The sequence below is a fragment of the Microvirga mediterraneensis genome (assembly GCF_013520865.1).
GTDB classification, from domain to species: Bacteria; Pseudomonadota; Alphaproteobacteria; order Rhizobiales; family Beijerinckiaceae; genus Microvirga; species Microvirga mediterraneensis.
The window spans coordinates 257,066-278,337 of sequence record NZ_JACDXJ010000002.1 but is presented as its reverse complement, the minus strand read 5'-3'; the positions used below and the strand labels follow the sequence as shown (position 1 = coordinate 278,337).

Here is a 21,272-nt window from a genome sequence, read left to right as displayed (position 1 = left end):
GCTTGAAACAGAGGATAGTGATGGATCAGCACGAGAAGCCGTGGCACAATCGGGCCACGCAGGAGGTCCTTGATGAAGTCTGGAGTTCGAGCGACGGCCTTTCCGCGATCGAGGCAGCGAGACGCCTAGCCACCCACGGCCTAAACGAGCTTCCCGCCGCTGCTGGGTGGCCGGCGCTCCTGCGCTTCGGCGCAGTTCAACAACGTCCTGATCTACTTCCTGCTCGCTGCGGCCGTTGCTGCCTCCCTGCTGGGACATGTCGTCGATGCGGCCGTGATCGCGCCCCATGCCCTTGTCCTGCGTAACGGACAGCGCACGAAGGTCGCGGTGCGCGATCTCGTGCCGGGAGACATCGTCTTCCTAGAGGCCGGCGACCGGGTTCCTGCGGACCTGCGCCTGCTGCGCGCACGCCGCCTGCCCATCGACGAGGCGCTTCTCACCGACGAATCTGTGGCCGTCGAGAAGGAGGAGGCCCCCGTTCCCGAGGACGCCAGCCTCGGAGCCGAGGTCGCCTCTCCGGTCTCGACAATCCGTCGGCGGCCAGCGAAGCTGATGAGCGTCTCCGCGAGGAATTCAACGAATGTGCGCGGCACCAAGCCCAACGCGTGGCCCATGCTGTCGCGGTCGACGCGGCGGGCATTCGACACGAGGTTGTGATCGAGCCCACCTTCTCTTTCCAGGAGGGACAGGTCTTTGCGGATTATCTCCGGGTGCGGGCCCCCGGGATCGTCGGTGTCAATGGGGCCTTGGACGGGGACACCCGCCTTGTGGTGGAGACCGGCCATCCGGTGATCCTCGTCCCGCCCACGGTATCTAAACCTTGGACACGACAGGGTGATGGTGGCCTGGGATGCAACGCCTGCCGCCGTGCATGCCGTTTCGGCCGCCATGCCTTTCCTCCGCTCAACCCGCGAGGTCGTTGTCGCGCATGTCACCGATGACGAAGCCTTCCAGCGCCGCCGGTCCGGCGTCGAACTCTGTCACCACCTGTCGCAGCACGGAGTTCGGACGCAGTTTGCGCCCGTGCAGCGTGGCGAGCGAGGTGTGGCCGATGCTCTTCTTGAAGCCGCCCGAGTTTATGACGTCGGTCTTCTCGTGATGGGCGCCTATGCCCTCTCGGCCCTGCGGCGTCTGATCTTCGGCAGCGCGACACGCGGCATGTTTGAGCGTTCGTTCGATGTGCCGATCTTGATGGTGAACTAACAGATCGATCGGGATTGGCTCCGTCGCAAATCCAGAGCATGCGCGAGAAAGGAGCAGTCTTCATGACATGCTCATGTAGCCAGGAGGTTGAGCTGCTCCGCGAGTGATGGCTTCGAATTACGGGCGTCCTTCGCCTGTTCAAGCACATAATGCTCAATGCACCATTCGAGGCTACCCTCCCCGTTTCGGATACCACTGCAGTTCGTTATAGAGGTGGATAAACCTATGTTCTTCGAAATATGGGCCCTATAATGGAACGACATCGTGGCATTTTTATTGTCAGGTCGGAAACCAGAGAGTATCGTCCGGACCTGCACAACCTGTCTTCTTCCGCAATCGTCTAAGGATGAATAAGGTGTGAGCATAGTCGAATTGTCCGAGGGAAATCATGACGCTGCTGCGCCTGCGTTCGGGTGCCTGGATCCGTTACTGATGATAGGTCCTTAAGGGCAGTTCCTCTGACGTCTTCTTTTACCTCCGTACAACAAGGAAGGAATACTATGGCAGAGCTGGTTACAATTGGCTTTGACAACCCGCATGAGGCTGATCGAGTCCTGACAGAACTGGCGCGGCTTCAACGCGAATACCTGATTGACTTGGAGGATGCGGTGGTCGCCATCCGCCAACCTGATGGCAAGGTCAACCTGAAGCAAAGCATCAATCTTGTTGGCGTTGGAGCGGCATCAGGCGGCCTGTCCGGAGCCCTGTGGGGCTCGCTCGTCGGTCTACTGTTCCTCAATCCGGTGGCAGGCATGGCTTTGGGTGGGCTCGTGGGCGCAGGCAGCGGAGCCCTGTCAGGATCGCTCGTTGACTATGGCATCGACGATAACTTCATTCGTCAAGTTGCCGACACCCTGCAGCCGAATACTTCGGCCCTGTTCATTTTGGTACGCAAGGCCCAACCTGAAAAGGTTTTGGGCGAGCTGTCACAGGTCCGTGGACGGGTGCTGCGTTCGTCCCTCTCGCCAGAGCAGGAAGCCCGTCTCCAGGCGGCGCTCTCCGGAGCGGTAGCAACGCCGGAGGCCACGCAGAACACGGCCTCTCCCTCAGCCAACTGATCGAACCGCTGGGTACAGGCGGGCTGAACGCGACCAGGTTGCGGGAGCCCCGCCTGCATCCAGGCGACGTTTCCAGGCATCGACCTTTTCGTAGCCGCAAGGCCTTACCGTGGTGTGGCGCAAGCGAAAGCTCCCATTCGCTGTAGTGGGCGCCGTAGGTCAGCTCGACATGCTCACACAGGTCGACCAGACGCTGACACCACCGCGCTCGGGTTCCAGCCCGCGCAGGATGTGAGCCTTGAGCGCCGCTTGCTGGCTAGGGCTGAGTTGTTCCCGGTGGCGGTCCGGGGCTGGTCATGCAGACCGTCAGGTCCTTCGACATTGAAGCGCAAGATGGTATGGTGCAGGGCCTGACGTTCCAAGCCGGGCGGCTTCGGCTCATGTCGTACCCTCAAGCGCTATGGCAATGGCCAGCAACCGCAGGCTGGCACAGGTTTCCTTCTCACGAGCGGCCCTCTGGCGTAAGTCGGATGCTGAGTAGTCCTGACGGATCGGGACCCCAGCCATGCTGACCTCCATCAACCGCGACCCGCTCCCGAGTGAATCACGCCGTACGTCATCGCAGATCTGTGAAGTAGCCCCCGAAATGACCGGACACGATCTCCCACCTCTCTAAGAGATAGGAGTAGTGTTGGTGCTATGACTGGTTCTTCCCCGAAGATTGAGGTCCTTGACGGACCGCAACGCCGCCGCCACTGGACGGCTTCCGAGAAGCTGTCCATCGTCCAGGAGACCTATGAGCCGGACGCCACCGTCAGCCTGGTGGCTCGCCGGCATGGGGTGGCTCCCAACCAGCTCTTCCGCTGGCGCAAGCTCGCCGCCCAGGGAGCGCTCACCGCCACCAGTGCTCAGGAGGAGGTCGTTGCCGCCTCCGAATACCGCGCCCTGCAGAACCAGGTCCGCGAGCTGCAGCGGCTGCTCGGCAAGAAGACGCTCGAGGCTGAGATCCTCAAGGAGGCGCTGGAGGTTGCGGATTCCGACGAAGTCGGCCAGTTGTTCCGACGTGATGTCGGCCATGCATTCCGATTTCAAGCCGGCCATGTTTCCGATCTGAAGTCGGCCACCTGAAGATGGTCCCTGGGTCCTTGTGTTGCAGCGTGAGTGACACTCCCGCGAAGGTCAAGCCGTCCCGTCGAGCGTGCGGGTCTTGCGCAGGCTCTCGCCCGTCAAACTCAGGCGATAGGCGTTGTGGACAACCCGGTCGAGAATGGCATCCGCCAGCGTCGGAATGCCGATCATCTCGTACCACGTCTCCACCGGCACCTGGCTGGTGATCAGCAGCGAGCCGGAATCGTACCGGTCCTCCACGATCTCCATCAGATCCCGCTGCTGTTCAGGGGTGAGCGGCTCCGGGCCCCAGTCGTCCAGAACCAGCAGCTTCGCCCGCGCCAGCGTCCGCAGCAGACGGGCATAGCGGCCTTCCGTGCGCGCCAGGGCGAGAGCCGCAAACAGCCGCGGCACCCGATGGTAGAGCACCGACAGATCCTCGCGGCACGCCTTGTGCCCAAGTGCGCAGGCGAGCCAGCTCTTGCCCACGCCGCACGGGCCGGTGATCAGCAGGTTGCGCCGCTCGCGGATCCAGTCGCACGACGACAGCTTGAGGAACAACGCCCGGTCGAGCGAGCGCGGGGCCCGGAAGTCGACATCCTCCACGCTGGCGGGATGGCGCAGCCGGGCGGCGCGGGCGCGGGTCTCGAAGCGCTTCTGCTGCCGCGGCGTCTCTTCGTGATCCCGGATCAGGCCGAGCCATTCGGCATGGCTCAGCGCCGGTGCCTCATGATTGTCGCCAAGGGCCTAGAAGCCCTTGGCCATGCCATGCATGTCGAGCTCGTGCTGCAACTCAAGAGTGGGATGGGTCAACATGCTCTTCGTCTCCTTTAGTGGAAGTAGCCCGGTCCGCGGATGTTGCGGTGGGTGATGGCAGGACGCTCGGGGGAAGCAGGCTCGGGGCTCGCACGGGCATCGAGCAGAGAGACGACGCCCTTGTAGGAGAAGGCCCTGATCGCCAGGGCTTTGGCCGATGCCGCCTCGACCCGCTCCTTGGAAAGACCGCGCATGTGGCGCAGCACGCCGATGCAGGTGCGATATCCCTGCTCGGGATGGCGGCGGGAGGCCAGGATGGCACCAATCAGCATCTCGGTGTTGGGGCCGAACGAAGCGGCCCAGGAGCGGAAGCGCTCCGGCGACCAGGAGGCATAATGCCGATGCGAGGCCGGCATGTGCTCGGGCTTGGTGCCATGCGCCTGTCCACCATAGCGGCGGCCGGGGGCGGCCACCCGCTCGCCCTTGTGGAAGGCCTCGGGGGTCCGCTGCGCCAGGCGCACGTCAACCTGCCCGCCGACGAGGCCGAAAGGCACGGAATAGCAGAAGCCTTCCACCTCGCTGTGATAGTCGAGCCCAACGCGGGCGAACTGCCATCGCGCGAACACGTAGTCTTCTGCCGGCAGGGCCGCGAGGGTTGGTCTCTCCACTGTCTCGAAGAGTTCGCGGCGGCTGATGCCGAGGCGGCGCAGGGGCGCAGCGTTCATGCGCTCGACCACTCCCGCGATGGCAGCATTGGCCTCGGCGAGCGAGAAGAAGGTGCGGTTGCGCAGACGCCCGAGAATGTAGAACTGGGCAAAGCGCACGCCCACCTCCACCTTGCTCTTGTCCCGAGGCTTGCGGCTGCGGGTGGGCAGGATGCCAACGTCGTAATGGGCCGCGAGCTTGCCGTAGCTGCGATTAAGCTCGGGATCGTAGAAGGCAGCCTTGTGCACACCACTCTTGAGGTTGTCCGGCACGACGAGCCTTGGCACGCCGCCAAAGAAGCGGAACATCCGCACATGCGCCTCGATCCAATCCGGCAGGGTTTGGGTCCAGGTGGCTTCGGCATAGGTCAGGTTGGAGGCGCCGAGCACCGCGACGAAGATCTCGGCATGGCGCACCTCGCCGGTGGCAGGATCGACGATGGGAAGCTTCTTGCCCGAGTAGTCGACGAAGACCTTGTCGCCGGCCACGTGGTTCTGGCGCATGGTCGGCGACAGGCGGCGCTCAAACTCGCGCATCAGGTCGCAGAAGCGCGAGTAGCCGTAGCCCTCAGGGCAGGCTGCCCTGTACTCCTCGTGCAGGATGGTCATCGTGACGCCGGGGCGCTTCATCTCCCTGGCGAGAGCAGCCCAGTCCGGCTCGGGGCGCCGGCGCAGGCCGGTCTTGACGCCGCTCCTGGCGAACAGGCGCTCCTCGAGGAGGGTGTCGGTGAGATCTGCGGGCAAGGGCCAGGTCAGCCCGGCAGCCTTGGCCCGCTTGAGGGTGTCTTGCACGGTAGAGCGGGCGGCTCCGACGGATCGTCCGATCGACCGGTCGCTCGCGCCGCTGGCGTGCAGGCGCAGGATGTGACGTATGGCTCTCATGGTCAGCCTTCTCTTTGCCGGCATGGCCGCTCCTTGTTCGCAACAAAGGAGCCTTCATGCCTGATCGGCGGACCCTGGGAACACTCCTCGATGCTGTCTCAGCCCCTGGCCGGACAATAATCGGAATGGTGGCCGGATTGATCTCGGAACGCTGGCCGGAGATTGATCGGAATCGCGGCCGGCTTCATCTCGGAATCCCTGGCCGAATAAAATCGGAATCTGCACTGGAGGTCGCCACCGGGCCAAAAAAGCAGCTGTTGCGCTCGCTGTCGTGGCCCAAGGGCGGTTCGCGATGAGCGCCGTCTGCTCCACCCTTGAGGTCGCCCGCTCCAACATCGCCGAGCAGGTTGCCGGGCGACCAGCCAAGCGCCGGGGCCGTCCTCCTCGGCCGGACAAGGACCTGGTGGAGGCGATCAAGGCGATCATCGGCAGCCTGCCGACCTACGGCTACCGGCGGGTTCACGCCCTTCTGGTGCGTCAGGCCCGTGAGCAGGGCCGGGCACCTCCCAATCACAAGCGGGTCTACCGGGTCATGAAGGCTCACGGTCTCCTGCTGCAGCGGCATGCGGGCGGCGCCGAGGCGCGCCGGCACGACGGGCGTGTGGCCGTGGAGCGCTCCAATCTGCGCTGGTGCTCGGACGGGTTCGAGATCGGTTGCGACAATGGCGAGAAGGTGCGGGTCGCCTTTGCGCTCGACTGCTGTGACCGCGAGGTGCTGGGGCATGTCGCTACCACGGAAGGGATCAAGGGTGAGGACGTGCAGGACCTGATGGTCACCGCAGTCGAGTACCGCTTCGGGCCGGTGAACCGGCTGCCAGAGACCATCGAATGGCTCTCGGACAACGGCTCGGGCTACATCGCGCATGAGACGAAGAGCCTGGCGCGGGAGATGGGGCTCGAGCCCCGAACCACACCCGTACAGAGCCCGCAGAGCAATGGCATGGCGGAAGCTTTCGTGCCCACAATCAAGCGCGATTACATCCGAGTGAGCCCGATCCCGGATGCTCGGACGGTGATGGAGAGCCTGCCGTTATGGTTCGAGCACTACAATTGCCTTCACCCCCACAAGGCGCTCGGCTATCGTTCACCGCGTGAGTTCATTGCCTCACGTCAACCGGGATGATCCTGTCCGATCTTTCGGGGGCAACAACAATCTGTGTCAGCAATTCACTGGACGAGTATTACATCATGCAACATGCGGAAGGCATGCCCGAGACACGGAACTAGGGTGGCACTACCGGACGGTGGAGGCGGGAGACTGAGGTCCCTCTGGTGACCCAGGCTCCTTTGAGCTATGTCGAGCGTTGACGCTCTGAAGGGATGTTGAGCCTTTCGGTGCGATCCTGCACATGAAAGTGGCTGCTCACCCAGGAACCGCTTCGAATTATTGCGCGACGATCTGGATCAGAGGAGCGCGGCGATCAGAATGGTGATTTGCTGTCGCGGCATAACGATGATTGTCGCGCCGCGACAGAGATGCAAGCGCTTTCTTGATTGTCGCTGTGAGCGTCAATCAGGATGAGGTTTTGATTGTCGCGCGCGTCGGCGGACGACCTGGTCCACGCTTGCGCTCAATGGCGGCTCTGCGGCGATAGCTCTCGACATTCATCTCGAAGATCGTCGCGTGGTGCACCAGGCGATCCACCGCGGCGAGCGTCATCGCTTGATCCGGAAAGACCGAGTTCCAGGCTCCAAAGGGCTGATTGGCCGTTATCAAGAGCGAGCGACGCTCGTACCGGGCGCCGATCAGTTCAAAGATGACGCTGGTTTCCGCCTGATCCTTGCTGACATAGGCCAGGTCATCGAGGATCAGCAGATGATACTTGTCGAGTTTGGCAATCGCCGCCTCGAGCTGCAGATCCCGCCGAGCCGTCTGCAGTTTCTGCACCAGATCGGTGGTGCGGGTGAACAGCACCCGCCAGCCATTCTCCACCAGGGCCAGGCCCAGAGCGGCCGCCAGATGCGACTTGCCCCCGCCCGGCGGGCCGAACATCAGTAAATTGGCGCCCTTCTCGAGCCAGCTGTCACCGGCCGCCAGCGCCATCACCTGCGCCTTGCTGATCATCGGCACTGCGGAGAAGTCGAAGCTGTCGAGGGTCTTGCCGGGCGGAAGACGGGCCTCGTCGAGATGGCGCTGGATGCGCCGGCTGGCGCGCTCGGCCATCTCGTGTTCGGCCAGAGCCGCCAGGAAGCGGGCCGCCGGCCAGCCTTCCTTGTCGGCACGGGCGGCGAAGTCCGGCCAGATCGTCTTGATGGCGGGAAGCCGCAGGTCGTTGAGCGCCAGGGTCAGGCGACCGGTATCAATGGCATCAGGGCTCGTCATGCGACCTCTCCCTGATGCACGCGGGCGAGTTCCTCGTAGGCGCTGAGCGGCACATGAGAGACCACAATGTCGGGCACGGCACCGGCATCCGGACTGAAGAGGGCGCGCAAGCTCTTGAGATCCGGCAGCCGGCTGGCCTTCAGATCTTCGTCGAGGCGCTCGGCGAGTTCGGCCTCGCAGGCGCGCTCGTGCGCCAAGGCGAGCAGGTCGACCATGGTGCGGCAGGCGGTCCGGACGGGAAGCTGGCCCATCATCGCCTCAAACGCGCGGGTATAGGCTTGCCGGGGAAACAGCTGGTCGCGGTAGACCAGCCCCATCAGGGCCATGGGCTTGCGTCTGAGCGAGTGGATCACGTGCCGGTAATCGACTACATGCCCGTGTTTGCCGTCGGGATGAGCCCGCCCGCGCGGCAGCGTGAACTGATGCGTGCCGCCGAGATAGACCTCGAGGCGATCATCAAAGAGCCGCACGCGCAGTCGGTGGCCGATCAGGCGCGAGGGCACGCTGTAGAACACCTTGCGCAGGACGAAGCCGCTGGTCGAGGTCACGGTGACGATGGCATCCTCGTAATCGGCGGTGCGCCGGTCCGGCAGCTCCTGGAGGACCGCGCGTTCCACCTCAATGCGCGGGGTATTACGGGCATTGCGGCGCCCGACCACCTCGTCGATGAAGCGGCGGTAGGCCCCAAGATCGGCGAAGTCGCGCGCGCCGCGCAGCAGCAGGGCATCCTCGATCACCTTTTTGAGGTGTCCATGCACGCTCTCGATGGCGCCATTCTCGTGGGCAACGCCCGTATTGTTGCGGCTCGGCTCCATGCCGTAATGGGTGCACAGGGCATCATAGCGCCGGGTCAGGTCCTCGCGGGCGTCGCGATCGAGGTTGCGGAAGGCAGCCGAGAGGCTGTCGCTGCGGTGTTCGCGCGGAGCACCACCCAAGGCCCAGAGGGCGTTCTGCAGCCCCTCGGCGAGAGCGACATAGCTCTCGCCGCCGAGCACCACATGGGCATGCTCGAAGCCGGAATAGGCGAGCCGGAAGTGATAGAGCCGGTGATCGAGCGGCTGGCCGGCGATGGTGATGGCCAGATCAGCCATGTCGGTGAAGTCGGACAGCCCCATGCGTCCGGGCTCGTGCACCTGGCGGAAGATGACCTCCTGCTCGGGGCCGTGCAGGGCGCGCCAGGCGCGGACGCGGCGCTCGAGGGTGCGGCGGATGCCGGTGCCGAGCTCGGGATGACGGCGGATGATCTCCTCGAAGAGAGCCACGGGGCGCAGGCTCGGGGCGGCTTGCAGCAGCGGGACGATCTCGCTGTCCCAGACGGCCTGAAGCGGATCGGGGCGCCGGCGCCCGCGTGGGGCCTTCTTCTGCGAGGGCAGACGCGGGTCCTTGTCGATGCGATAGCCGGTGGAGGGGCTGAAGCCGGCCTTGGCGGCGGCGAGCGGAGTGGTGTCGGTGTGACGAAGCTTCATGTAGAGTCTCATCTGGCAGTCGGTGATGTGGCGGCCGGGCAAAGGCTGGGTTCCTCATTGGACGTGAAGAACTCCAATCCTTATCCGGTCGGCCACGACAGCCAGACGGCGCGGTCCTGACGGATCGTGCCGTCGCCGCTGCCGCCCCTCCGGTCGGGCCTCGGCCCTCCCTGCGGAGCGGCAGCGGCGTCACCTCTCAAGATGATTGCCGCTCAACTTCCAGCCTGATCGCCGCGCGGCATCGAATGCCGTCATCGAAAAAAACTCACCAACAGGCCGGGTCGACCCAGGAGCGGATCCTCACTGCCGCCGCCATCCGGTTCTCGATGCATTCTTATGAGCAGGTCGGCCTACGCGATATTGCTGCCGACGTTGGCGTAGATGTCGCGCTGGTGCACCGGGCATTTGGTTCAAAAGAGCAGCTCTTCGCGGCGACACTCAAGCAGGCATTTCAAGGGCAGACCCTATTGACTGCCGGAGACCGACCGCTGGGAGAATATCTGGCGGATAAACTTCTTAAGGAGCCCACGGAGAAGAGAGTAGCGCAAGCAGATCCTCTACAGATGCTTATCCGCTCGGTCGCTCACCCTCAGGCCGGATCGATCCTACGCCGGCACCTGCAGGACAATTTTCTTAACCCGATGTCGGCCCTCCTCAGTGATCCTGCAGACCAACGGGCGGCTCTGGCAGCCGGGTGCATGCTCGGCATCGGCATGATGCGGCACATCCTGCAGATCGAGGTACTCCAGGATGGGCAGCAGGAGGCCCTGTCTTCGTTGATTGCCCGGATCATGGACAGCTGCCTTGGAGAGATGGACCCGGCAAGAGCCGTCGACTTGGTACGACCGGTTCGCCATTCGGGTCCACGAGCCGGTCCGCTCCCCAGAGTGAGCGGTAGAAAGGAGCCGAAGAAGGGCAGTTCAAGCGAGCAATCCGGTAAAGGACAAGGAAAATCCCGGGCGAGGAGTAGGACCCGGCAATGACTGGCAGGATCAGGCATCCTGCGAAGGGTTACCGATCCCCGCGACATCTGGATTCCCAATCAGATCATTGGCCCGCAGGGCTGCGATCCATTCCTCGTTTGTCGGCTCGACCGCGATCAAGATCGAACTCTGCTGGGTAGAGATCACCGCACCATGAGAGCTGTTAGCTTCGGGATCAAGCTCGATCCCCATAAAGCTCAGATCCTGGCAGATGCGCTCGCGTAAAATCGTATTGTGCTCGCCAACGCCCGCCGTGAAGGCAAGCAGGTCGAGCCCGCCGAGGGCTGCGGTCATCGCGCCGAGTTCCCGCACAATGCGGCGGACATAGAGGGCGAGGGCGTCGCGGGCGCGGGGCTCCGTAGCCTCCCGGTCGAGCAGGACACGAGGGTCAGAGGAAATCCCGGACAGTCCGAGCAGGCCGGACTTGTGGTAGAGGAGTTGCCCGACGTCGTGAAGCGGGATCTTCTCAATTTCCATTAGGTACAGCAAGGCGCCGGGATCGAGGGCGCCCGTGCGGGTGCCCATCATAAGGCCATCGAGGGCGGAAAAGCCCATTGTGGTCGCCACGCTCCTGAGGTCACGCATGCCGCAGAGGCTCGCGCCGCTTCCGAGATGAGCGACAATGGTCCGCCCCCTGGCGCGGTCACCGTAGCGATCGGCCAAGGCTATCGACTGGTACTCGTAGGACAGGCCGTGGAAGCCGTAGCGGCGGATCCCGCGTTCCCAAGCCTCCCAGGAGATCGGCAGCATCTGTTCGACTCGGGGTAGCGTGTGGTGGAAGCCCGTATCAAAACAGGCGACCTGCGGAAGCTCGGGCCGTTCCTCTAAGAGCCGCTCGATGGCTTCCAGGGCGAACGGCTGATGCAGTGGGGCCAGGGGAATGAAGCTGCGCAGGTCCGCCAAAACCTCGGCATTCACGAGCGTCGGCTGGAAGTAGCGGCTTCCGCCATGGACGACACGGTGCGCGATGGCCCGGATCCTGTGATCGCCGCGACGGGCTTGGACTCGCTTGGCGATGTGGGTCAGGGCCTCATGGTAGGGTGCGGACGGATCGAGCGCGATCGGGGAGGGGGCAATTCCAGTCTCGTCAAAGGTTGGGCACGGGCCGGTGATGCCGTTCACCTTGCCATTCCATAGTGGCATGCGATTGAATCGGACCCGGCCGCCGTCGAACAGCGCGAACTTGATGCTCGACGAGCCGCAGTTGAGGACGAGGATCAGGTCGCTCATGGAGGGCTCGCTCGATAATGATGGGCCAGCAGTACCGCGATGGCGCAGGAGGCGAGGCGGGTGGCGCGGGCATCGGCCCTGCTGGGTAGTATGATCGGCACCTTGGCGCCGAGAGCGATGCCGGCCGAGTCGGCATTTCCTATATATTCGAGCTGTTTGGCGAGCATGTTGCCGCTTTCGAGATCGGGCACGACCAGGATGTCGGCTTGGCCGGCTACAGGCGAGACGATGCCCTTGATCTTTGCGGCAGCGGCGGAAACTGCAATGTCGAAAGCCAGCGGGCCGTCCACTACGCCCCCCGTGATCTGACCGCGATCCGCCATCTTGCACAAGGCCGCGGCATCGAGCGTCGCCTGCATGCGTGGGGAGACAGTCTCCACAGCGGCCAGGATAGCAACGCGCGGCTGCTTCACGCCGAGAACCTGCGCCAAATCGATGGCGTTCTGGACAATATCAACCTTTTCAGGCAGCGATGGCGCGATGTTGACGGCGGCATCGGTGACAATGAATGGGCGCGGATAGGCTGGCGTCTGGATGACGAAGCAATGGGTCACGCGCCGCTTAGTTCGCAGGCCGCTGCCTGACGCTACTACGGCTGCCATCAGCTCGTCGGTGTGAAGGCTCCCCTTCATGAGGGCCTCGACGGCGCCGGAGGAGGCCAACTGACCCGCCCGCTGCGCCGCCCCATGACTATGCGGCACATCCTCGATCATCATGCCGGAGATATCTAGTCCTGCGGTTCTGGCAATGCTCTCAAGGCGAGCCCGCGGAGCCACGAGGACTGGATCGATCAGACCGGCGGTGCGGGCCTCGACGGCTGAGGAGAGGCTGACTTCATCGCAGGGATGAACCACCGCAACCTTAACGGCCCCCAGGGGACGGGCGTGATCCAGAAGTTGTTTCATGCCCGAACTCTGAATGGTGAGCCTCACCTCGGGTAGAGCCGTGCGGGTCCAGATTACCTTCTCCGCCGGGGCGATGACATCGACCGAGCCTTCGATCACGCGATCGCCATTCTGATTCGTGCAGTCACAGCGTAGTTGAATTTGCCGTGTGATCGGATCACGTGCCGCCACCTCGACTTTGAGGGTCAGCGTGTCGCCGGCTTGGACTGGTGAGAGAAACCGAAGCGTCTCTCCAAGGTAGGTCGTTCCCGGTCCTGGCAGGCGCGTTCCCACGACGGCAGACAGGAGGGCGCCGGCCCACATGCCGTGGGCAACCATGCCCTGGAGGAACGCGGCGGTCGCTTTAGTCGCGTCCTGCCGGAACGGGTCGGAGGCGCCGGAAAGCAGGGAAAAAGCCCGAATGTCTTCGGCGGTCAGGGTGCGCTCGACAGCGGTGGTATCGCCGATCGCAATTTCATCGAACGTCCTGTTGCTCAGCGTGTCGACAGGTTCGCCGGCAGGAGGTGAGACAGTCATGAGCACGGCTTGCTGGAATGATGAGGCTTGAACTTCCAACGGTCGGGCCAGAAGGCAATCACCGCGACAATCAGGGTGAGCAGCAGAAGCGCCACCATCATCTGGATGACGCCAAAGTTTGGTGCGTCCTTGGCTACGAACCAGCCCGTGACCACGCCGGCCACGATCAACAATCCTCGAACAACCCAGCTGAGCATTTGATCCTCCCAATCTTCCAAAGGTTCGCTACTGTGGGCGTCCCTTGATCCAAGTTGCCTGCACACTATAGAGTGGCACGGTCGAGATCGCCATTTTGGCGCTGCCTTGCTGCACTTGCCGGGTATGGGCGAGATAGATCAGGGTATTGTTCTGGCGGTCATAGATGCGGTTGACGACCAACTTCTTGAAGATGAGGCTCCGTCCCTCGTTGAACACCTCCTCGCCGCTGCGGTCGAGGTCGATGTCGCCTACGGTGACCGGTCCGGTGGTCTGACAGGAAATGGCCGAGTTCGAGGGATCCTCGAACCAGTTTCCCTGCTGCAGTCGGTCGATGAGGCTGCGCTCGAAGTAGGTCAGGTGGCAGGTCACACCCTGGACCTTGGGATCCTGAATCGCTTCCACGACGATGTCGTTGCCGACCCAGTCCGTCCTGACCTTCCCAACGACTTCGGCATGGGCCGGGAGACTGATGGCGCCAGCTACAGCAAGAGCTTTTGCGGCTAAAACCTGGTGCATCCTCTTAAATCTCATCATGCTCATGTTCCTACGTAAGGCAAAAGGCCCTTTAACACCCCGCCCCCTGCTCCGACTAACGCTGCATTGCCTCAGAGCTCCCTAAAATCTCGGAGCCACTTCTCCAGCGGCAGCACGGTTGCAAGCCTCAAGATGCGACCCTGACCAAAGACGGCAGACTTAATGCGATAACCTTGATCCATATCAACAGCTGTTGACTTTAGCGGATATACGGGATTTCCTAGTCGCGCAACAGGCCGGCTTGGCGCTGCCACACGTCTTAAATGCGTGGCAGCCCGCCCGATATGCCTTGCGCGATGGCTCGGACGCTTCGCCGGCCAGCGACGCCGTTGAGGTGAACGATGACAATAAAGCAGGTTCTCGTCGCAGTCGACGATCCCGGAATTTCCAGACATGTCCTCTCTGTTGCAGCCGGTCTCGCTGCAAGATTCAGTGCCAAACTCGTCTGTCTTTATGTCATTCCGCCCATGTTGGCCTTGCCCTTCGATGAGGTCGTTCAGGAGGCTGCCCAGCGAGCGCAGGCCAGAGCAACTCAGTATCGTGCCCTTTTCGAGGGCGTGGCCCGGGCCCACGACCTGCGAACCGAGTGGCGCCTTGTCCATGGCCTTCCCAACGAGGAAGCCATTGTGCACGCTCGCTATTCCGATCTCGTTGTGATTGCCCGAGGCAATCCATTGCCGCCGGCGCCATCGTCGTTTCCTCTCTGGCCGGAACACGTCGTCCTGGCAGCCGGTCGGCCGGTTATTGCCGTTCCACGCGAGGGCTCCTTCGCAATGACTGGGAAGCATATTCTCGTCGCTTGGAATGCAAGCCGGGAAGCCACGCGAGCCGTGAACGATGCTCTTCCGCTTCTGAAGGCTGCAAATGCTGTCGATGTCCTGCTGATCAACCCGGGAGAGGCGCATGAGGGGCCGGGTGGGCATGGCGAAGAACCTGGGGCAGATATCGCTGCCCACCTTGCGCGCCACGACATCCGTTCGAACGTGCATGTTGAAGGGGCAGGGAAAGAGAGCATTGGGCAGCGGATCGCCGTGCGTGCGATTGAGTTGAACGCGGACCTTATCGTAGCCGGCGCCTTCGGCTATCCACGCTGGCGCGAGATGATCCTCGGCGGCGTAACGCAGCACCTTCTGGCAGAAGCGTCCATCCCAATTCTTCTGTCACAGTGAACTATGTAGACTGGCACAGTGGTGTGGCCCTGTATAGGCGTACAAGCATGACCTGAGTAAAGATCTCAAAAGATGTGAAGGCACAGCAGCTTGGTCAGACTTCAGAAGGGTGAGCTGTCTGAGCCGATTACGTGTTAGGTGCTACGCGGGTGCACATTAGAAGAGTGGAGAGCTAAACCCTCGCCTGATTGAAACCGAGACTTGACGTCCATAGAAGCATCCATGGAAGCGCCCAACGTGATCCCCGGCTGGAGCCAAGCCAATTAGCTAATGCCCTGTTTTGTACAGAGAAGCCCGTTGAGGCCAAATCGTCCTGCACTCATCCGCTATTCAAACGACGTCGTCTCCGACATCATTAAGACAGTTCCTATCGCTCTAAAAACAACAGGGTTTGAGCGCGATACTCTGTGCGGCCCAGAATCAGTCAAGATTCAGATAAGTGATCTGCTTCGGATACCAGGCCGAGAGAACCTCAATCCCGTAAAAACCTGGCAGGGACCGCATGGCCGCTCGGTCCTGCGTTCGCTTTCGACCCGCCTGCCTCACCGCGACATCCCACCCAATAGTTGCGGGCTCCATGATTCTGAAGTGTGAATTGATTTAGATGATCGCGACCCATCACGGCAGACTACCTGCTTCAGAAGACTGATCCAATGGCGGCTTTGACATTGAACCGACTATGCCAAATTCCTAACCTTTCGACGGAAGCGGGCTAAATTGAAATCTTTAGCCAACTCGCGTCGTAAATATCAGGCGCAAAGTCCGACTGCGGAGAGGGACTTCTGCTACAGCATGATCCGGTGCGCCTTTTTAAGTATTCCATTGTGACCGCGTTCAATGAACAGGGCGGGGCAGTAGTTTCCTGTCTTGCGCCGGCCAAGCGGATCGATGCTAAGCTGCACCACTTCCCCCTCTAAGGCTGGTCCGGCCGCAGCGACTTGTTGCCTAAACCTTGATCTATGTCAACGACGGTTGACAATAATAGGTGCAGAGGACATCTTTCCCTCTAAATATCCAGGTCGGGTCCATGTTGGTTCTTCTGATGCCCAGCGACATTTCTGAACAAGGTCTCCATACCGCCTTCCGTCAGAAGCGTGAAACTTTGTACCCATAATCCGTCGCATCACGATGGCCTGAACATTGCTTCAAATCGTAGCTGCCGAGGGAGGAACGCCTTCGGCAGAATGCTGGGCGTGACAAACGATGACGAAATCAAGAAAATGGCTATTCCGCAGCGCCACCCTTCTAGTGGCAGCAGGCCTCCTGTACTGGGCCTGGAAGTTCCTCCAACCAGTGGCATTGCCTGAGGGACTGGCGAATGGCAATGGCCGGATCGAGGCGGTCGAGATTGACATCGCCACCAAGACAGCCGGTCGCATCGAAGACGTCCTGGTCAACGAAGGTGATTTCGTCACCGCAGGCCAGGTGCTCGCCCAGATGGACACCGATGTGCTTCAGGCCCAGATCAAGCAGGCTGAAGCCCAGAAGCAGCAGGCCGTGATCAGCATCGAAACCGCCCGGCACCAGGTGATCCAGCGCCAGGCTGAAAGGCAGGCGTCGGGCTCGCTGGTCGCCCAGCGCGAGGCAGAGAGGGATGCTGCCCAGAAGCAGTTCGCCCGATCAGAGGAACTCGCATCGCGTGGGACGACATCGCAGCAGGTTCTCGACACTGACCGCTCCCGTTTCGAGAGCGCAAACGCGGCCGTGAGCGCGGCAAAAGCCCAGGTCGCCGCCGCTGATGCGGCCATTGCCACAGCGCAGGCCCAGGTTGTCAACGCCCAAGCGGCAGTCGCTGCCGCGGAAGCCATGATCGAGAGCATTCAGGCCAGCATCAGGGACAGCACCCTCCGCTCGCTGCGAGATGGGCGCGTCCAGTTCCGGGTGGCACAGCCGGGAGAGGTGCTGGGCGCTGGTGGCCGGGTCCTGAACATGGTCGATCTCAGCGACGTCTACATGACCTTCTTTCTGCCGACGGAAGCCGCAGGCCGCGTGAGAATCGGGACCGAGGTGCGGCTCGTTCTTGACGCCGTGCCGCAATACGTCATTCCAGCCAAGGCGACGTTTGTGGCCGATGTTGCCCAGTTCACGCCCAAGACGGTCGAGACTGCGAGTGAACGCCAGAAGCTGATGTTCCGGATCAAGGCGCAGATCCCGCCCGACCTGCTGAAAAAGTATATCCGCGACGTGAAGACCGGGTTGCCGGGGGTGGCCTACGTCAAGATCAGCCCGGATGCCGAGTGGCCCGCCAACCTGCAGAACCTGGTGCCATGACGGCTCCGGTGGGAAACGCCGCAGCGGCTCCCGTGGCTCGCCTGAGGGACCTTTCGCTCGTCTATGACAAGACACGAGCCCTCGATGCCGTGACCTTCGATATCCCGGCCGGCTGCATGGTGGGGCTGATCGGTCCCGATGGGGTTGGCAAGTCCAGCCTCCTGTCCCTTGTGGCGGGCGCCCGGGCGCTGCAGACAGGCCGTGTCGAGGTGCTGGGCGGCGACATGGCCAAGGCGATCCACCGCCAGGATGTCTGCCCCCGCATCGCCTACATGCCGCAGGGCCTCGGCAAAAACCTCTATCCGACGCTCTCGGTCTTCGAGAACCTCGAGTTCTTCGGGCGGCTGTTCGGACAGGACCGGGCCGAGCGTGAGCGGCGCATTGCCGATCTGACAGAGAGCACCGGCCTGGCGCCGTTCGTCGACCGGCCTGCCGGTAAACTCTCCGGAGGCATGAAACAGAAACTAGGCCTCTGCTGTGCCCTCATTCATGATCCGGACCTGCTGATCCTCGACGAGCCGACCACGGGGGTGGATCCGCTGTCCCGGCGGCAGTTCTGGGAATTGATCGACCGTATCCGGGCGGGCCGCCCAGGCATGAGCGTGGTCGTAGCCACCGCCTATATGGAGGAGGCGGCGGGTTTCGATTGGCTCGTGGCCATGGACGAGGGGCGCGCGCTGGCCACTGGCACTCCAGGGGATTTGCTGGAACGCACTGCGACCACGACGCTCGAAGAAGCCTTCATCGCCCTCATGCCAGAAGAGAAGCGCCGCGGGCACAAAGCCGTCGAGATCGTACCGCGACCGGAGGAGGACGAGATCGCGATCAAAGCCAAGGGCCTGACCATGCGGTTCGGCGACTTCGTGGCGGTCGACCATGTCAGCTTCGAAATCCCGCGCGGCGAAATCTTCGGCTTTCTCGGTTCGAATGGGTGCGGCAAGACGACCACGATGAAGATGCTGACCGGTCTTCTCCAGCCAAGCGAAGGCGAGGCCTGGCTGTTCGGGAAGCCGGTCGATGCTAGGAACATCGAGGCCCGACGGCACGTCGGCTACATGTCGCAGGCGTTCTCGCTCTACACGGAGCTGACCGTCCGCCAGAATCTGGAAATGCACGCCCGGCTGTTCGATGTGCCCGAGGATCTCATCGCGAGCCGGATCGAGGCGATGGTTAGCCGGTTCGGCTTGGATGACGTCATCGATGTGCTACCGGACCGGCTGCCGCTCGGTCAACGCCAGAGGCTGTCCCTGGCGGTGGCGATGATCCACGAGCCGGCGATGCTGATCCTCGACGAGCCGACCTCCGGTGTCGATCCGATCGCGCGTGATGCTTTCTGGCAGATCATGGTCAATCTGGCCCGTCAGGATAGGGTCACGATCTTCATCTCGACCCACTTCATGAATGAGGCCGAGCGGTGTGATCGGATCTCACTGATGCACGCCGGTCGGATGCTGGTCAGCGACACGCCCGCGCGGCTCATCCAAAGGCGAGGCGTTGACACGCTGGAGGAGGCTTTCATCGGCTATCTGGAGGACGCTGTTGCCGAGGGCCAGACGAGCGTTTCTGCGTCAGGGCAGGAGAAGCCGCACCCGGTCCGATCCGCAGGGGATCCAGACAAGATCCCGGTTGGTCAGTCCAGAGAACGCGCGAAGGGCCGCTTCTTCAACCCACGGCGGATGTTTAGTTATACTGTCCTAGAGGCACTCGAGCTGCGGCGCGATCCGATCCGTGCCACCCTGGCCCTCGTCGGCAGTATTCTGCTGATGTTCATCATGGGCTACGGCATCAGCATGGATGTGGAGAACCTGACGTTCGCGGTTCTGGATCGGGATCAGACCTCAGTGAGCCGGGACTACGCGCTAAATTTGGCAGGCTCCCGCTTCTTTGTTGAACAGGAGTCGATCATCGACTACGAGGATCTCGACCGGCGCATGCGTGCGGGTGAGATCACCTTGGCGCTCGAGATCCCGCCTGGCTTCGGACGCGATGTCGCACGAGGACGGCCGGTTCAGATCGGCGCCTGGATCGACGGCTCCATGCCGACGCGGGCCGAAACCGTCAGCGGCTATGTTCAAGGCATGCACGCACAGTGGCTGGCCTCCGAAAGAGAGGCACCAAGTCTCGCCACCATCGAGACCCGCTTCCGCTATAATCCGGATGTTGAGAGCCTGCAGGCCATGGTGCCGGCCGTCATCCCGCTCCTACTGTTGCTGATCCCGGCCATGCTGGCGGCTCTCAGCGTCGTGCGGGAGAAGGAACTCGGCTCGATTGTCAACCTCTACGTCACGCCGGTCACCAAGCTGGAGTTCCTGCTCGGCAAGCAACTGCCCTACATCGGGCTTGCCCTCCTCAACTTCGTGCTGATGACCCTTCTCGCAGTCACGGTGTTCGGCGTACCGCTCACCGGCAGCTTTCACACGCTTGCCACTGGCGCAGTGCTTTACACCTTCTCGGCGACCGCCATGGGTCTCCTGATGTCATCCTTCATGCGCAGCCAGATCGCGGCCATCTTCGGTACGGCGATTGCGACCGTTATTCCGGCGGCGCAGTATTCCGGCATGATCGATCCGGTCTCGTCGCTGGAAGGAGCGGGAGCGTTTATCGGAAACATCTATCCGGCCACCTACTTTCTGACCATCTCCCGGGGCGTCTTCTCGAAAGCCTTGGACTTTGGCGACCTCCAATCCTCGTTTATCCCACTGCTGATCGCGATGCCGACTCTGATCGGCCTGAGTGCGATGCTCCTGAAGAAGCAGGAGATCTGATCGATGCGCGTGTCCCACATACTGAACCTAGGCATGAAGGAATTGCGCAGCCTCGCCCGAGATCCGATGCTGCTCATCCTTATTGTCTACTCCTTCACCCTCGCGATCTATACGGCCGCGACGGCGATGCCGGAGACCCTCAACAAGGCACCGGTTGCCATTGTCGATGAAGATCGCTCTCCCCTGTCGGCCCGTATCATCGGCGCCTTTTATCCACCTTCTTTCATCTCGCCAGTTCTGATCACGCCCGCCGAGATGGATGCCCGCATGGATGCAGGACTCGACACCTTTGCGCTCGATATCCCGCCCAACTTCCAGCAGGATGTGCTCGCCGGCCGGCGACCAACCATTCAGCTCAACGTTGACGCGACACGCATGAGCCAGGCCTTTACAGGCAGCGGCTACATTCAGCAGATCGTCAGCGGCGAGGTCAACGGGTTCGTCCAACGGTACCGCGCGGCCCAGACCCTGCCGGTGGATCTCGCCTTGCGGGCTCGGTTCAATCCTGAACTGAACAAGGGCTGGTTCGGCGCCGTGATCCAGGTCATCAATCAGGTCACGATGCTGTCCATCATTCTGACTGGCGCCGCTCTGATCCGGGAGCGCGAGCATGGCACCATCGAGCATCTTCTGGTCATGCCAGTCACGCCGTTCGAGATCATGACCGGCAAGGTCTGGTCCATGGCGCTGGTGGTCCTTACGGCCTGCGCATTTTCTTTAACTTTTGTCGTGCAAGGCCTCCTGGCGGTTCCGATTGAGGGCTCTGTGGCGCTGTTCCTCGCCGGTGCGGCTCTGAACCTGTTCGCAACGACCTCCCTGGGCATCTTCTTGGGCACTATAGCCCGTTCCATGCCGCAGTTCGGGATGCTGCTCATCCTGGTCATGGTCCCGCTGCAGATGCTGTCTGGCGGCACGACACCTCGCGAGAGCATGCCGGACCTTGTTCAGACCCTCATGCTTGCGGCCCCGACGACGCACTTCGTCACGCTGGCACAGGCGATCTTATATCGCGGCGCCGGACTTGACGTGGTCTGGCCACAATTCGCGGCGCTCGCAGTCATTGCGGTGATCCTGTTCAGCCTCTCATTGGCAAGGTTCCGGAAGAGCATCAGCGACATGACCTAACCCATGAGCCAACAGGGCAGCGACGAGTCCAGCTGTCCGTTGACATCTTGGTGTGAGACGTCGTGGTGAGCGTTTTCAAGCACTTAGCTTTGAGCACTTAATTTGAGATTATACATTTAATTTGAGAATTTGATTGG

16 protein-coding genes and 3 pseudogenes are annotated in these 21,272 nt (G+C 62.2%); 11 read left to right on the top strand and 8 right to left on the bottom strand.

Annotation, left to right across the window (positions count from 1 at the left end; translation table 11 throughout):
* The first annotated feature begins 20 nt into the window (after window positions 1–20).
* The 5 genes and pseudogenes from H0S73_RS26435 to H0S73_RS23655 form a co-directional block, all read left to right on the top strand.
* Window positions 21–305 (top strand): cation-transporting P-type ATPase, encoded by a 285-nt coding sequence (locus H0S73_RS26435; protein ID WP_246389388.1) that lies wholly within the window; start codon window positions 21–23, stop codon window positions 303–305.
* Window positions 274–657: a P-type ATPase actuator domain-containing protein gene (locus tag H0S73_RS26430; RefSeq protein ID WP_425488243.1), complete on the top strand. Its 384-nt coding sequence runs from the start codon at window positions 274–276 to the stop codon at window positions 655–657. The genes H0S73_RS26435 and H0S73_RS26430 overlap by 32 nt, the downstream gene beginning before the upstream one ends.
* Window positions 658–837: 180 nt before the next feature.
* Complete coding sequence (locus H0S73_RS23665) at window positions 838–1,203, top strand: universal stress protein (RefSeq protein ID WP_181054664.1); 366 nt, start codon at window positions 838–840, stop codon at window positions 1,201–1,203.
* 500 nt (window positions 1,204–1,703) lie between these two features.
* Window positions 1,704–2,261: a DUF1269 domain-containing protein gene (locus H0S73_RS23660; protein WP_181054663.1), complete on the top strand. Its 558-nt coding sequence runs from the start codon at window positions 1,704–1,706 to the stop codon at window positions 2,259–2,261.
* A 639-nt stretch (window positions 2,262–2,900) separates the two neighbouring features.
* A pseudogene (locus H0S73_RS23655) lies at window positions 2,901–3,227 on the top strand (transposase); the annotation flags it as partial.
* A gap of 153 nt (window positions 3,228–3,380) precedes the next feature.
* Here the strand turns inward: H0S73_RS23655 and istB (H0S73_RS23650) are convergent.
* Both istB (H0S73_RS23650) and istA (H0S73_RS23645) read right to left on the bottom strand, forming a co-directional pair.
* A pseudogene (gene istB / locus H0S73_RS23650) lies at window positions 3,381–4,124 on the bottom strand (IS21-like element helper ATPase IstB).
* 14 nt (window positions 4,125–4,138) lie between these two features.
* Window positions 4,139–5,674, bottom strand: coding sequence for an IS21 family transposase (gene istA / locus H0S73_RS23645; protein ID WP_181054662.1), 1,536 nt, complete (start codon window positions 5,672–5,674; stop codon window positions 4,139–4,141).
* A 191-nt stretch (window positions 5,675–5,865) separates the two neighbouring features.
* Between istA (H0S73_RS23645) and H0S73_RS23640 the strand changes: the two are divergent.
* Window positions 5,866–6,773: pseudogene (locus H0S73_RS23640) on the top strand (IS3 family transposase); the annotation flags it as partial.
* A gap of 390 nt (window positions 6,774–7,163) precedes the next feature.
* Here H0S73_RS23640 and istB (H0S73_RS23635) read toward each other — a convergent pair.
* Both istB (H0S73_RS23635) and istA (H0S73_RS23630) read right to left on the bottom strand, forming a co-directional pair.
* Window positions 7,164–7,973, bottom strand: coding sequence for an IS21-like element helper ATPase IstB (istB, locus tag H0S73_RS23635; protein ID WP_181054661.1), 810 nt, complete (start codon window positions 7,971–7,973; stop codon window positions 7,164–7,166).
* Entirely contained in the window at window positions 7,970–9,481 is a 1,512-nt protein-coding gene (gene istA / locus H0S73_RS23630) for an IS21 family transposase (protein WP_181054660.1), read from the bottom strand. Before istA (H0S73_RS23630) ends, istB (H0S73_RS23635) begins: the two co-directional genes overlap by 4 nt.
* Window positions 9,482–9,684: 203 nt before the next feature.
* On the opposite strand from istA (H0S73_RS23630), the gene H0S73_RS23625 reads away from it, so the two are divergent.
* On the top strand, window positions 9,685–10,422 hold the full coding sequence (locus H0S73_RS23625) for a TetR/AcrR family transcriptional regulator (RefSeq protein ID WP_181054659.1): 738 nt from the start codon (window positions 9,685–9,687) through the stop codon (window positions 10,420–10,422).
* A 9-nt stretch (window positions 10,423–10,431) separates the two neighbouring features.
* Here the strand turns inward: H0S73_RS23625 and H0S73_RS23620 are convergent, their stop codons facing one another.
* Genes H0S73_RS23620 through H0S73_RS23605 form a run of 4 tightly spaced genes read right to left on the bottom strand, consistent with a single transcriptional unit; the run spans window position 10,432 to window position 13,787 of the window.
* A complete protein-coding gene (locus H0S73_RS23620) occupies window positions 10,432–11,652 on the bottom strand; it encodes an acetate/propionate family kinase (protein ID WP_181054658.1) in 1,221 nt (406 codons plus the stop codon).
* A complete protein-coding gene (locus tag H0S73_RS23615; protein ID WP_181054657.1) occupies window positions 11,649–13,073 on the bottom strand; it encodes a bifunctional enoyl-CoA hydratase/phosphate acetyltransferase in 1,425 nt (474 codons plus the stop codon). The genes H0S73_RS23620 and H0S73_RS23615 overlap by 4 nt, the downstream gene beginning before the upstream one ends.
* Complete coding sequence (locus H0S73_RS23610; protein WP_181054656.1) at window positions 13,070–13,270, bottom strand: hypothetical protein; 201 nt, start codon at window positions 13,268–13,270, stop codon at window positions 13,070–13,072. Before H0S73_RS23610 ends, H0S73_RS23615 begins: the two co-directional genes overlap by 4 nt.
* Window positions 13,271–13,298: 28 nt before the next feature.
* Complete coding sequence (locus tag H0S73_RS23605) at window positions 13,299–13,787, bottom strand: CreA family protein (RefSeq protein WP_246389408.1); 489 nt, start codon at window positions 13,785–13,787, stop codon at window positions 13,299–13,301.
* A 359-nt stretch (window positions 13,788–14,146) separates the two neighbouring features.
* Between H0S73_RS23605 and H0S73_RS23600 the strand changes: the two genes are divergently transcribed.
* The 4 genes from H0S73_RS23600 to H0S73_RS23585 all read left to right on the top strand — a co-directional run bounded on the left by H0S73_RS23600 (window position 14,147) and on the right by H0S73_RS23585 (window position 21,135).
* Window positions 14,147–14,974 carry a universal stress protein gene (locus H0S73_RS23600; protein ID WP_181054655.1) on the top strand — a complete coding sequence of 276 codons (828 nt, stop codon included), beginning with the start codon at window positions 14,147–14,149 and terminating at the stop codon, window positions 14,972–14,974.
* A 1,203-nt stretch (window positions 14,975–16,177) separates the two neighbouring features.
* The gene (locus H0S73_RS23595) at window positions 16,178–17,245 is read left to right on the top strand and encodes an HlyD family secretion protein (protein WP_181054654.1); all 1,068 of its coding nucleotides are present in this window, start codon (window positions 16,178–16,180) and stop codon (window positions 17,243–17,245) included.
* A complete protein-coding gene (gene rbbA, locus H0S73_RS23590; protein WP_181054653.1) occupies window positions 17,242–20,010 on the top strand; it encodes a ribosome-associated ATPase/putative transporter RbbA in 2,769 nt (922 codons plus the stop codon). Before H0S73_RS23595 ends, rbbA begins: the two co-directional genes overlap by 4 nt.
* Before the next feature lie 3 nt (window positions 20,011–20,013).
* Window positions 20,014–21,135 (top strand): ABC transporter permease, encoded by a 1,122-nt coding sequence (locus tag H0S73_RS23585; protein WP_181054652.1) that lies wholly within the window; start codon window positions 20,014–20,016, stop codon window positions 21,133–21,135.
* Window positions 21,136–21,272: the final 137 nt, after the last annotated feature.